The organism is Winogradskyella sp. J14-2, from assembly GCF_001971725.1.
GTDB lineage: Bacteria > Bacteroidota > Bacteroidia > Flavobacteriales > Flavobacteriaceae > Winogradskyella.
The window spans coordinates 2,232,253-2,244,807 of the sequence record NZ_CP019388.1; the positions used below are offsets into that span (position 1 = coordinate 2,232,253).

Annotated in this window: 11 protein-coding genes; 8 read left to right on the forward strand and 3 right to left on the reverse strand. The window is 33.3% G+C overall.

Annotation, left to right across the window (positions count from 1 at the left end):
- Positions 1–310: 310 nt before the first annotated feature.
- The gene (locus BWZ20_RS10155; RefSeq protein ID WP_083677206.1) at positions 311–1,615 is read left to right on the forward strand and encodes an arylsulfotransferase family protein; all 1,305 of its coding nucleotides are present in this window, start codon (positions 311–313) and stop codon (positions 1,613–1,615) included.
- A gap of 154 nt (positions 1,616–1,769) precedes the next feature.
- Entirely contained in the window at positions 1,770–3,161 is a 1,392-nt protein-coding gene (locus BWZ20_RS10160; protein WP_232217097.1) for a sulfotransferase domain-containing protein, read from the forward strand.
- A 35-nt stretch (positions 3,162–3,196) separates the two neighbouring features.
- On the opposite strand, the gene glmS is transcribed toward BWZ20_RS10160, so the two are convergent.
- The 3 genes from glmS to BWZ20_RS10175 are packed head-to-tail and all read right to left on the reverse strand — an operon-like array spanning position 3,197 to position 7,619.
- Entirely contained in the window at positions 3,197–5,044 is a 1,848-nt protein-coding gene (glmS, locus tag BWZ20_RS10165; RefSeq protein ID WP_076619655.1) for a glutamine--fructose-6-phosphate transaminase (isomerizing), read from the reverse strand.
- Positions 5,045–5,055: 11 nt separating this feature from the next.
- Complete coding sequence (locus BWZ20_RS10170) at positions 5,056–6,795, reverse strand: DUF4270 domain-containing protein (protein WP_076619657.1); 1,740 nt, start codon at positions 6,793–6,795, stop codon at positions 5,056–5,058.
- 8 nt (positions 6,796–6,803) lie between these two features.
- On the reverse strand, positions 6,804–7,619 hold the full coding sequence (locus tag BWZ20_RS10175; RefSeq protein ID WP_076619659.1) for a glycogen/starch synthase: 816 nt from the start codon (positions 7,617–7,619) through the stop codon (positions 6,804–6,806).
- A 110-nt stretch (positions 7,620–7,729) separates the two neighbouring features.
- Between BWZ20_RS10175 and panC the strand changes: the two genes are divergently transcribed.
- From panC to BWZ20_RS15300, 6 genes are all read left to right on the forward strand, one after another.
- Positions 7,730–8,581: a pantoate--beta-alanine ligase gene (gene panC / locus BWZ20_RS10180; protein WP_076619662.1), complete on the forward strand. Its 852-nt coding sequence runs from the start codon at positions 7,730–7,732 to the stop codon at positions 8,579–8,581.
- 13 nt (positions 8,582–8,594) lie between these two features.
- Positions 8,595–8,945 (forward strand): aspartate 1-decarboxylase, encoded by a 351-nt coding sequence (gene panD / locus BWZ20_RS10185; RefSeq protein ID WP_076619664.1) that lies wholly within the window; start codon positions 8,595–8,597, stop codon positions 8,943–8,945.
- A gap of 6 nt (positions 8,946–8,951) precedes the next feature.
- Complete coding sequence (locus BWZ20_RS10190; protein ID WP_076619667.1) at positions 8,952–9,911, forward strand: YbhN family protein; 960 nt, start codon at positions 8,952–8,954, stop codon at positions 9,909–9,911.
- A gap of 43 nt (positions 9,912–9,954) precedes the next feature.
- Positions 9,955–11,103 carry an alpha/beta hydrolase gene (locus BWZ20_RS10195; RefSeq protein ID WP_076619669.1) on the forward strand — a complete coding sequence of 383 codons (1,149 nt, stop codon included), beginning with the start codon at positions 9,955–9,957 and terminating at the stop codon, positions 11,101–11,103.
- A 78-nt stretch (positions 11,104–11,181) separates the two neighbouring features.
- A complete protein-coding gene (locus BWZ20_RS10200) occupies positions 11,182–12,360 on the forward strand; it encodes an alpha/beta hydrolase (RefSeq protein WP_076619671.1) in 1,179 nt (392 codons plus the stop codon).
- The gene (locus BWZ20_RS15300; protein ID WP_157358383.1) at positions 12,347–12,496 is read left to right on the forward strand and encodes a hypothetical protein; all 150 of its coding nucleotides are present in this window, start codon (positions 12,347–12,349) and stop codon (positions 12,494–12,496) included. Before BWZ20_RS10200 ends, BWZ20_RS15300 begins: the two co-directional genes overlap by 14 nt.
- The last annotated feature ends 59 nt before the right edge of the window (positions 12,497–12,555 follow it).

Genomic DNA, 12,555 nt, shown 5'->3' on the forward strand with positions numbered 1-12,555 from the left:
ATTTGATGCCAATTTAAATAAATATATGAAAATTAGGTAAGAAATTCTCAAAAAATTATGCGCGCATAGCACTTATTGTGAATTTAAACCCTTTAAAATTGTAACATCTACAATTTTAGTGGTATTTGTACGAATTTTATACGTGATATTTGTTTTGTAATTGCCACTGATATATTATGCAATTAATTGATTTTAAGTATCAGTTGGCTAAAACAACGTATAAAACTGCTTTATGTGGATTATTTTAAGCCACGAGTTGATTAAGTATTATTATTGGTAAATATTATAAACTAACCTAAAATGAATTAAAATGAAGACAATAAGAAAATTGGCTTTAATTATTATTGGAATTTTTGTTTTAATGCTATGGAGTGGTATTGTAAGAAACGCAGCGCTTGGCCAAAATGCTGCTGGACCTTTAACAGCCCCAATTAAGGCTTTTTCTGAGATACCATCTAACATGAAAATGGCATATAATCACTATTTCCGAGCACCAGAGTACTATCTAAAAACTAAAGAAAAGGATTTAAAAGATATTAATAATTTAAGCTACAACTTATACGGTTCTTATGCTTACAGAAATGGCAACCAGTTTAACATTGAATTAAAAAACTTTAAAACCAACAATATTCTAAAACAGTGGGAACTACCTGTTAAGGTTTTGTCTAAATATTACGAAGTTGGACAAAATGATAGATTGTACCCAACAAGATTAATGCCTAATAGAGATTTAATTGCTTCTTGCAACGAAAAACCTGGCCTTTTAAGATTAGACTCTACTTCTAAGGTGAAATGGTTTAATAAGGATTTTATTTTTCATCATGCAATGAATTTAGATCATAAAGGCAACATTTGGATACCAGGTGTAGAACATGAAGACGGATTAATTGTTCCTAAGGTGGTATCTGTAGATGGAAAAAAAACCGAATATAGAGATGATCTTATTTTAAATGTAGATGCTAAAACTGGCAAAACGTTATATAGTAAATCTCTTACAGATATTTTTATTGAAAATGATTTAGATAAGCTAATGAATAAAGCTACGCACGTTACTGATCCGTTTCATTTAAACGATGTACAACCAGTAGTAATTGACAGTTCGAGTTATTTTAACAAAGGCGATTTGTTTTTGAGTTTTAGACATTTGTCAACAATTATACATTACAGACCAGAAACAGGTAAAGTAATAACAGTTATTGATGGACCTTTTACCTTTCAGCACGACGTTGATGTTATTTCAGAAAATACAATAGCAATATTTAACAATAATTCGCCAGCTTGGGATGTTCACTTCAATAAAAATGAATTTAAACCAAGTAATGGAACTATTCAACGAAAAATAACACACTCCAATGTTCTTATTTATAACTTTGAGACAAATACCTATAAGGCACTTTATGAAGATCAATTCATTGATAATGAAATTTTTACAGGTGCTGAAGGATTGTATGAAATACTGCCCAATGGCGATATGTTTGTTGAAGAACAAGGGGCTGGAATCTTATGGGTATTAAATGAAAACGGTGTTGTCTTAAAGACGGTAATAAAAAGCGATATAGAAGGATACCATTACCTTTCAAATTGGACAACCATATATACTGATATTAACTTTTAAAATCTACTATTATGCTTAATTATATTGGACCTGGATTAGGACTTGGAACATTGCTAATCATTATTTTTATTGCCCTACTAGTTATTTTTTCGTTTGGTGTAGTGCTATGGATTCCTATCAAACGATTCTTTCGCAATTTATTTAAGAAAGGATAATGTTGTATTTTATCGTCGCAGGTATTTCAGGCTTTGCCCTGGCTGCATCTATAATAGCTCTTAAAAAAATATTTTTTGAGCTGATAGAGTCGTCGGTGTCGCTAACCAACGAAGTACTTTCAAAGGAGGATGAAGTTATTAAGCAGAAAAAGCTAATCGGTGCGCTGAAGAAAATTCTTCTTTCGCTATTAAAAACTACCGTGGCATTTGTAATAATTGCATGTGCAACTCTGCTTCCGCTCTATTTATATAGTTTACTAAATAAAGTAAATTTTGAAAGTCTAGATTTTAGCTCATTATGGTTTATATTAAGTCTTTCTATAGGAAGCATACTTCCATTTATCTTATTTAAGAAGAAAAAGAATGAGGACAATTATTCAGAGGCTTCTAAGCTTTTTCATAGACTAATTCTTAATAATTATAATTTGTCAAAACTTCTTTTCTCATTCGATAAAAAATTTAAAAAAGGTGAGAAGATTATAGAGAGTTCAAATTTTGTAATCGTCTCTGGTTTGGCACGTGCCGGAACCACAAGTTTAACAGATCAATTATATAAGGCCGGAAAATTCAGTTCTTTAGATTATTCTAATATGCCTCTGCTTTTAGCGCCTAATTTGTGGAAAAAACTGTACAATCCTAAAAATGCTGAGCTTAAGGAAAGAAAGCATGGCGATAGAATGATGTTTGGATTAAATACTATTGAAGCATTAGAAGAGTATTTTTTTAAGGTATTTCTAAATGATAGTTTTATAGACGATTCTATGCTAGTCAAACACGAAATTAATAAAGAAGTTTACGATAAGTACTTAGCATATCAGTCCTTGATTAGAAGCGATAACGCCCACCTATATTTATCAAAGAATAACAATCTTATTTTAAGGTATCCATCCTTGAGAGCACTAAACAAAGATTTTAAAGCTATATTTTTATTCCGTAATCCTATTGAACATGCATATTCTTTATTAAATCAACATTTGAGATTTTCAGATTTTCAGCACGATGATGATTTCATTGAGACATACATGAATTGGCTAGGGCATCATGAGTTTGGTTACAATCAAAAAGTGTTTAGTTTTGACAATAAACCTCTGCAAATAGAATATGATAAAAGTACATTAGACTATTGGTTATCAGTTTGGTTAAACTATTATTCATATCTTCTAAGTTTAGATAATGCATCCTTTATTTTAATAGATTATCAAGATTATCTATCTCATCCAAAAGAGGTATTGGTATATCTACAGAATGAATTGAAAATGGAGTTTGATTTATCAAATGTAAAGCCATTTAATAATAACAAGGTTATTGATACCTCAGACTGTAATAAAGAGCTTCTTAATATTACCGAAAGCGTCTACGGTGAATTAAAAGAAAAAAAGGTGTCCTTTTAAAAAGACACCTTTTTTTCTTTTAATCGTTTTTAAATCTACTCTACAGTAACAGATTTTGCCAAGTTACGAGGTTGATCTACATTTTTCCCCAACATTACCGCAATATGATAGGATAATAACTGCAATGGAATTGTTGTTAAAAGAGGTGTGAGAGACTCTATAGTCTCAGGGACTTCTATAACATGGTCTGCTAGTTCTTTTACACTTTTATCGCCTTTGGTAACTATGCCTATAATTTTACCTTTTCTAGATTTTATCTCTTGAATGTTGCTTACAACCTTCTCATAGTGTCCTTTTTTTGTTGCAATAACAACAACTGGCATTTGCTCATCAATTAACGCAATAGGGCCATGTTTCATTTCTGCAGCCGGATAACCTTCTGCATGGATATAAGAAATTTCTTTGAGTTTTAAAGCACCTTCTAAAGCTACAGGAAAGTTATAACCGCGTCCTAGATATAAAAAGTTTTTGGCATCCTTATATATTTCTGCTATAGATTGAACATAGCCGTCAGACTCAAGAGCCTCCTTAACCTTGCTAGGTATGGTTTCTAGTTCAATCAAATGATGTCTAAATTCTGAACTTGATATGGTTCCTTTTGCTCTCGCCAAACGCAATGCAATAAGTGTTAGCACTGTTATCTGAGTGGTAAATGCCTTTGTGGAAGCTACCCCAATCTCTGGCCCAGCATGTGTATAGGCACCAGCATCGGTTTCTCTGGCAATAGACGAACCTACAACATTACACACACCAAATACAAAAGCTCCTTTTGATTTTGCGAGTTTAATTGCTGCAAGCGTATCTGCAGTTTCACCAGATTGCGAAATGGCAATAACAATATCTTTTTCTGTTATTACAGGATTTCTATATCTAAATTCTGAAGCGTATTCCACTTCAACTGGTATCCGAGCTAAATCTTCAAAAATATATTCTGAAACTAGCCCAGCATGCCAAGATGTGCCGCAAGCAACAACAATTATTCTGTCTGCAGCGAGAAATTTTTTCATGTTATCCTCTACGCCAGCAAGTTTAATTACTGCTTCGTTGCTAAGAAGCCTTCCTCTAAAGGTGTCTAAAATAGCTTCGGGTTGTTCGTATATTTCTTTAAGCATAAAGTGATCGTAACCACCTTTTTCAATTTGCTCAAGGTTTAGCTGAAGTTCTTGAACGTAAGGGTCTACAAGTGAGTCACCTTTTATTTTTCGTACCTTTATATCTTTCCCTCTTCTTATAATTGCCATTTGCTCGTCTTCTAGATAAACAGCATTTTTGGTAAATTCAATAAATGGAGAAGCATCACTAGCGATAAAAAACTCGTCTTCGCCAATGCCTATAGCCAGTGGGCTACCAAGTTTAGCAACTACGATTTCGTTTGGTTTATTTTTATCAAAAACAGCAATTGCATATGCACCTACTACCTGATTTAATGCAATTTGAACAGCTTTACCAAGTTTTATATTTTCATTTTTCTTTACGTCTTCAATAAGGTTGACTAAAACCTCAGTATCGGTATCCGATTTAAATGTATAACCACGTTTAATGAGCTCTTTTTTTAGTGCATCATAATTTTCTATGATCCCGTTATGAATGATAACTAAATCTCCTGAGTTTGAATAATGAGGATGAGAATTTACATCATTAGGAACACCATGCGTAGCCCAGCGAGTGTGGCCAATACCGAGAGTGCCGTTTGTTGAAATTTCGTGCTCTAACCTTTCTTTAAGATCCGAAACTTTACCCTTGGTTTTAGAGAGTTTTATATCGGTACCATCGTATAATGCTATACCAGCACTATCATAGCCTCTGTATTCTAATCTTTGAAGCCCCTTAATTATTATTGGATAAGCCTCTCTGTGGCCAATATAACCAACTATTCCACACATAGGTAATTTATTTAGTCGTTTGGTTCTGTATAAAATATTTCGAGATAAACCTTTTTGCTTGGATCATTTGTGTTATTACCATGTAGCAGAGTACCCTTTGGCGATAAAACCGAACTTATAGGTACTGATAAATCTGGATTTTCCGTTGTTAGAGTTTGGTTTTGAATAAACTGCTCTTCTAAATTTACATTTAAGGAGACAGATAAACCTAGTTCAACATTGGTAGAATCATTAAATAATAAATTATTTATGTGTTCTGTAATTCTAAATTTATATTTCACACCTTTTTGGTTAGGATCGTCATCTACACGCTGCAAGGCACCAAGATGATTTATCTTTGATATCGAAGGTAAGCTATTGTTTGAGAATTCATTAGAAAAATCTCTTAAAGGGCCTTTATTTTCGATATCATACACATAAAGTCGGTGCGGTTCGTTATCAGGATTGTAACTGCCAGTTTGTCCAAAAAAATCTTCATCAACATAAAAAACCAAATTTGCTTCGTTTACAATACGCTTAATACTTTTAAAATTGCCGTCCTCATCTGTATCTACGAAGAAGTTTTTCCAATTATCAAAAGTTAAATCATCTCCATCATTTAGATCGTCACCATTAAAAAGTTTGATTTTGGCAATTGCTCCCTCACCACCTTTAAGGTACAACCTACTATCGCCATTTATTGGGTCACCATCGGGAATAGTGACGTTATAACTTGGGTCTAAAAAATTAATTCTGTTACCACCAAATCTCATAGCAAAAGATGCTTGTTCTGTTGCATCTTCGTCATCTATAGTAGATTCAGATATTCTTTTATAGTAAATTGTAATGCTGGCTGCTGTAGTACTAGTACTTAGAATGTAGTAGGCACCATCATTGTTAACAGTTTCTGCTTTAAAATAAAGCCCTCTAAAGTATTCTAAAAAGTTATTTTGATTGCTGAGGACTGTTGGGTTTATGGTTTGTTGATTTAAAATGGACTCTTCCCAGAATTGAGGGTCTAGTTTTAATCTAATACCAGGTATTTGTCTTAAGGTTGTTGTTTCCTCATTTTCCCCCTCGCCTTCGGTAGATGTAAGAATGAAGCCTTCATTACTAAAAGTAACATCACCATTCGCATCTAAAGTGACATGCTTATTGGTTTCAGGATCAGGGTTTGGTAATATAGGAACTAATTCGCTTTCTAAGTTAGCATCACTAATAAGCTCATTCTCAGAAGCTGATTTGTTAGAAAAGTACGGTTGACTTTCGTTAAAATCTGAATTAGGATCCACATTTCTTATAAAATAGTTGCTTCTATAAATACTTAACTTAATGGGTTGAGACCCGAAAACGGAATCAGTTTCATAGGTAATATTTCCATCTTCGTCAACGTCTGATATTGCAGAAAAAAAAGGTAAATTTAACACAACCGAGTCTACTTCTGTGACTTCCCCAAAATCTGGCGAGTATGAAGAAAGCGTTAATTGGGCTACAAAGCTAGATTCTACTCTGCCATAAGAATCATCATAGACTCCTAGCGTGCTTAGCCCAGGACCATTGTTAGATTGTACAGGACCTAGGGCTTGAGAGTAGGTTATTACATCAGAAAATTCAGGATTTGTTTCACTAAGCTTTTTAATGTTAAAGTTGGTTGCTACGTCACTGTTTAGCACATCAGACTCTAAATTGTTAAAGTCACTATCGCAAGCTATAAAACTTGAAATAATTAAAACGAGTGCAAAAATATTAAGGGCAAATTTAGTGTTATTCATAGATGTAATTAACTGTCTTTTAGTACAGTTTCTTTATAAAATTCTTTGTAGGGATCTGCAAACTCTTCAATAGAGTAAAAATCTAATACGGGTTTTTCTAACGCGCTCAAATAGCTATCTAACTCTTTAGGTAATACCTCTGAGCCTCTTATTACAGCGTCAGAGTTATCAATAGCCACTTTCATAAGATTAATATAATCAGGTTTTTGTAAAGGTTTTATGACATCTCCGTCCAAGCCATCAAACTTTATCTTTTCTATCATACCTTTATCTAACGTACCTTCAAAGTTTTGATTGTATACTGAGGTTACTATTTTACTTTCTGTAAATAAGGGTTCGGTTTTATAGAATTCTTTAAGATAAAGTGGTAGTAATGATGCTAACCATCCATTTACATGAATAATGTCTGGTGCCCAGTTTAATTTTTTAACGGTTTCTATAACACCTTTAGCAAAGAAAATAGCACGCTCATCGTTGTCTGGAAACAGCTTGCCATCTTCATCGGTTAAAGTGGCTTTTCTTTTAAAATACTCTTCATTATCTATAAAGTATACCTGAATACGCTCTTTTGGAATAGAGGCTACTTTAATAATCAGCGGCATATCTAAATCGTTGATCACAAGATTAATACCAGATAAGCGAATAACTTCGTGCAGCTGATGTCTTCTTTCGTTAATATTACCAAAGCGTGGCATAAATATTCGTATTTGCCCTCCTTGTTTGTTTACCATCCTTGGAGCTTCAAAGGACATTGAAGAAATCTCGGTTTCTGGTAAATATGGAACTACTTCCGAGGACACATACAATATTCGTTTATCTTTCATAAATCTTCTGCTTTTGTAAATTAAGAGTAAAAAACATGCAAAATTACAAAAATTTGTGCAGATTGCCAGTAAAATATTATGTTTGCACGCGTTAATTTTTTGTTACAACAGTGAAAATTTTTCATAATAAATCTGAATTATCTTACTTAACGGATAAACTAAAGTCTAAAGACTCGAGAATTGGTTTTGTGCCAACGATGGGTGCGCTTCATAAAGGGCATTTGTCTTTAGTTGAAATAGGGTTAAGAGAAAACAACGTTGTTGTAGTTAGTATTTTTGTTAACCCTACACAGTTTGATAACAAAGAAGATTTAAAAAAATATCCTAGAACACTAGAGGCTGATGTCGCATTGCTAGAAACTATTAGCGCTGATAAAATTATAGTGTACGCGCCTTCAGTTGAAGATATTTATGGCGATAACGTACAATCGCAATCGTTTAAATTTGATGGTCTTGAGAGGGAAATGGAAGGTGCCTTTAGAGAGGGTCATTTTGATGGAGTGGGTACCATAGTGAAACGCTTATTTGAAATCATAAAACCCGATAGCGCTTACTTTGGTAAAAAAGACTTTCAACAATTGCAAATCATAAAGAAACTGGTTGCATTGTACCGCATTCCTGTTGAGGTTATAGGATGCTCAATTTATAGAGAGGATGATGGTTTGGCAATGAGTTCTAGGAACGCAAGATTAACAGAAAAGCAAAGAGAGGTGGCGCCGTTTATCTATAAAACACTAAAATCTGCCAAAACCAAGTTTGGCACAAAAAGTGCTAAAAAAGTAACGGAATGGGTAGAAGAGCAGTTTAGTAAACAACCGCTCTTAGAGTTAGAATACTTTAGTATTGCAGACACAAAAACCTTAAAACCAGTAAAACGAAAATCAACAAAAAAAACATATAGAGCATTTATTGCTGTGTATGCTGGTGATATAAGACTAATAGATAATATCGCCTTAAATTAATTATCTTTGCCAAATGCAAATACAAGTCGTAAAATCTAAGATACATCGCGTTAAATGTACAGGAGCAGACCTTAACTACATTGGTAGTATAACTATTGACGAAGATTTAATGGATGCTGCTAATATTATACAAGGTGAAAAAGTTCAGATTGTAAATAATAATAATGGTGAGCGTCTCGAAACCTACTGTATCCCTGGGCCAAGAAACAGCGGTGAAATAACATTAAATGGTGCAGCTGCCCGAAAAGTGGCAGTTGGCGATGTTTTAATTTTAATCACTTATGCTTTTATGGATATTGAAAAAGCTAAAGTATTTAAGCCTTCATTAGTATTTCCAGACGAAGCAACCAACCTTCTAAAATAATGTTGTTTGAGTAAATCTAAGTCTATTCTAAAGATTATAATACCCTTACTCTTAGGTGTAGCTTTAGTATGGTATTCGCTCTCACAAATTTCAATTCCAAAGTTAGTTCAATATTTTAAGGATGCTGATTATTTTTGGATAATTTTAGGTGTCATTTTTGGTGTTTTAAGTCACCTGTCTAGAGCATATCGTTGGTTGTTTATGGCAGAGCCTTTGGGCTATACACCCAAGTTGGCTAATAGCTTTATGTCAGTGTACTCAGCTTATCTCATCAATTTTACTATACCGAGAGCGGGTGAAGTGGCAAGGGCTTCAATTTTAGCTAATTATGAGAAAATTCCGTTTGAAAAAGGTTTTGGTACCATAGTGGCAGAGCGCGTAGCAGATACAATTATGCTTTTGTTAATTATAGGGTTGGCCTTTATATTAGAGTTTGAATTTATATTCAATTTTTTTGCAAGCAAATTCAATCCAACAACTCTAATAATAGGTATTTTAATACTCATTGCTATGGCATCGTTGCTGTATACTGTAGTAGTTAAGAGTAGCCTAAAGATTGCCGTAAAGATTAAAACATTTATTAACGGTTTGGTTGAAGGTGCATTGAGTATTTTTAAAATGAAAAAAAAGTGGGCCTTCATTTTGCATACAATATTTATTTGGGTAATGTATTTGTCCATGTTCTACATTACCACATTTGCATTGCCAGAATTAGAAAATATAGCATTAGCAGCAGTTTTAATAGGATTTATCTTAGCAAGTTTTAGCATTGCTGCAACCAATGGTGGTATAGGCTCATTTCCAGAAGCTGTAGTAATAGCTTTTGCTCTATTCAATATTGACGAAGACCCAAGTAGGGCTTTTGGTTGGATAATGTGGTCTACCCAAACTTTAGTAATTATAATTCTTGGTGGTATTTCTTTAATCTATTTGCCAATCTATAATAGAAAGCCAGAAAGTATTTAGAAATATTTTTTACCTTGCTTTAACTTTAAAGCTAACCATCAATATGAAGACATTCTTCACCTATCTGTTTTTTTTATGTTTTTTAATAAACAGTAGAGCTCAAGCTATTTATAAGACCATTGATTCTTACAAATTAGATGGTACGAGAGAATTAAAGATTCAGTTACCAAGAAATTACGATCCCGAAGCGGAGCGTGCATATCCCTTAGTTATAGTTCTTGATGGCGATTACTTATTTGAGCCTGTTGCGGGTAATATAGACTATCAGGCCTATTGGGAAGATATTCCAGATTGTATCGTAGTTGGAATTAAACAAGATACAACGCGCGAAATGGATTTTTCTTACGATAATACAACGTACTTTCCCTCAGAAGGAGGTGCGGACTTTTATGAATTTTTAAGTGGTGAGCTATTATCTTTTGTAGAAGAAAGCTATAAAGTCTCAAATTTCAAAGTTATTATTGGGCACGATTTGGGTGCAAACTTCATTAATTATTATTTATTTAAGGATAACCCACTATTTAGAGCTTATGTAAGTTTAAGCCCAGATTTGGCACCAGAAATGAGCTATAGATTGCAAGAACGATTATCTATTTTAGAACAAGAAACCTTTTATTATATGGCAACTGCAGATGCCGATATTAAAGCCTTAAAGAATGCTATTGTTGAGTGCGATGCCAAATTAAAATCTATTCAAAATGATAAGTTGCATTACAAGTTCGATAATTTTGAAGACGCCAATCACTATTCTCTTGTTGGTCGAGGTATCCCAAAAGCTTTAAATGAGATATTTACTTTATATAAGCCAATTAGCGCTAAAGAGTATAAGGAAAAAATCCTTACTTACAGCGGTTCTCCGTATGACTATCTTATCAAAAAGTATGAAAACATAGAGTATTTTTATGGTTTTGAAAAGAAAATAACCGAAAACGATATTAGAGCTATTGCTGCAGCATGTAAAAATCGCGACGACTTAGAGTCTTTAGAAAAGTTAGCCAAACTGGTAAATAAGGAGTTCCCAAAATCCATGTTAGGAGCTTATTACATGGGAATGTACTACGAAAAGGAAGGAAATTTAAGAAAAGCACTACTTCGCTACAAAGCAGGCTTAATGTTAGAACCATCACAGTATATAGATAAGGAAATGATGTTAGAAAAAATGTATGAAGTTCAGGATGCGATAGATAACTAGATGTATTTCATCGAAAAAAATTTACAACTTAACGATATTTTAGTATGTTTGAAATTCCAAGTCAAACCTACTTAATAAATGAGAAACGCTACTCTACTACTTTTGGCATATTTACTTTGTATGCCAATATTTGCGCAAACTAGCTATCACGAAATTAACTCATCAAAATTAAATGCGGTTCGTAAGCTAAAGATTAAGCTCCCCAAAGATTACAATCCTTCTTCAGAAATTAAATACCCATTAATAATTGTATTCGATGGCGACTATTTATTTGAACCCATTGCAGGTCAAGTAGATTTTCAGACGTATTTTGACGATATGCCAAGTGCCATTATTGTTGGAGTGGTACAAGGTAACGAGAGACGTTACGATGGCTATTGCGATGAGGTTACCGGTTTGCCAAAAGAGTCTGGTTTACGTTTTCACGATTTTATAGCAGAAGAACTTATACCATATTTAGATAACAGGTACAATACCAGTAAATTTAGAGTAGCTGTTGGGCACGACCTTATGGGTAATTTTATTAATTCGTACCTATTTAAAGAAGATCCGCTATTTAACGCTTATGTCTGTATTAGCCCAGACTTATCTGGTACGGTTAGAGATTATTTAGGCAAACGCCTAGAGTTTTTTAAAGACGATATTTTTTACTACATGGCTACATCAGATAAAGACCTGCCTTACATTAGAAATGCCGTATTAAATGCTAATGCGCAAATAGCTCAAGTTAATAATCAATATCTAACATATTATTTTGACGATTTTGAAAATGACAATCACTATACACTTGTAAATAGTGCTATAGCACGATCATTCGATAAGATTTTTGAATTATACAAACCATTGCGAGAAAAAGAACTAGAAGAAAAAGTATTACCATACGAAGGAACATTAGATAAATACCTCGTCGATAGATACGATAGAATCGAAGAACTATTTGGAATAAAAAAACCAATTACCGAAGAAGAATTTGAAAAGGTTGTTAAGGTAGCCGAACTACGAAACGATCTTGAGTCTCTTGAGAAAATTGGAAGATTGGCTAAAAAACTAAATCCTGAGTCCTTATTGGGCACCTATTATTTGGCACAACACTCAGAAAAAATTGGAAAAAATAAAAAAGCCAAGAAGTTATATGAATCTGCTTTAACTTTAAATGATGTTAGCCACATAGATAGAGATTTCATATTCTCTAAAATTGATGAGCTTACAGTTGTAGACACTGATGAACAAGAAGAAGATGACAATGAAGAAAACTAGGAAAAGCCCATCTACAGACTATTTTTTTGAAGCACTCTACAAAAAGTCTAAGCAATTTTTGTTTTCAAACCTACCTTCTAAGATTGCCACGCTAAAAATCTTAGCAATCGTTACTTGGTTTAAAGACATCAACTAAAAAAATTCTATTTTTACCATATTTGTAATTAAAAGATTTCCGCTTTTGCGGAACATAAA

Excerpts from the sequence above, each read along its gene's own strand:
- BWZ20_RS10160 (WP_232217097.1), top strand. The coding sequence starts at position 1,770 with ATGTTGTATTTTATCGTCGCAGGTATTTCAGGCTTTGCCCTGGCTGCA.
- BWZ20_RS10200 (WP_076619671.1), top strand. The coding sequence starts at position 11,182 with ATGAGAAACGCTACTCTACTACTTTTGGCATATTTACTTTGTATGCCA.
- BWZ20_RS15300 (WP_157358383.1), top strand. The coding sequence starts at position 12,347 with ATGAAGAAAACTAGGAAAAGCCCATCTACAGACTATTTTTTTGAAGCA.
- BWZ20_RS10195 (WP_076619669.1), top strand. The coding sequence starts at position 9,955 with ATGAAGACATTCTTCACCTATCTGTTTTTTTTATGTTTTTTAATAAAC.
- BWZ20_RS10175 (WP_076619659.1), bottom strand. The coding sequence starts at position 7,619 with ATGAAAGATAAACGAATATTGTATGTGTCCTCGGAAGTAGTTCCATAT.
- BWZ20_RS10155 (WP_083677206.1), top strand. The coding sequence starts at position 311 with ATGAAGACAATAAGAAAATTGGCTTTAATTATTATTGGAATTTTTGTT.
- glmS (WP_076619655.1), bottom strand. The coding sequence starts at position 5,044 with ATGTGTGGAATAGTTGGTTATATTGGCCACAGAGAGGCTTATCCAATA.
- panD (WP_076619664.1), top strand. The coding sequence starts at position 8,595 with ATGCAAATACAAGTCGTAAAATCTAAGATACATCGCGTTAAATGTACA.
- BWZ20_RS10170 (WP_076619657.1), bottom strand. The coding sequence starts at position 6,795 with ATGAATAACACTAAATTTGCCCTTAATATTTTTGCACTCGTTTTAATT.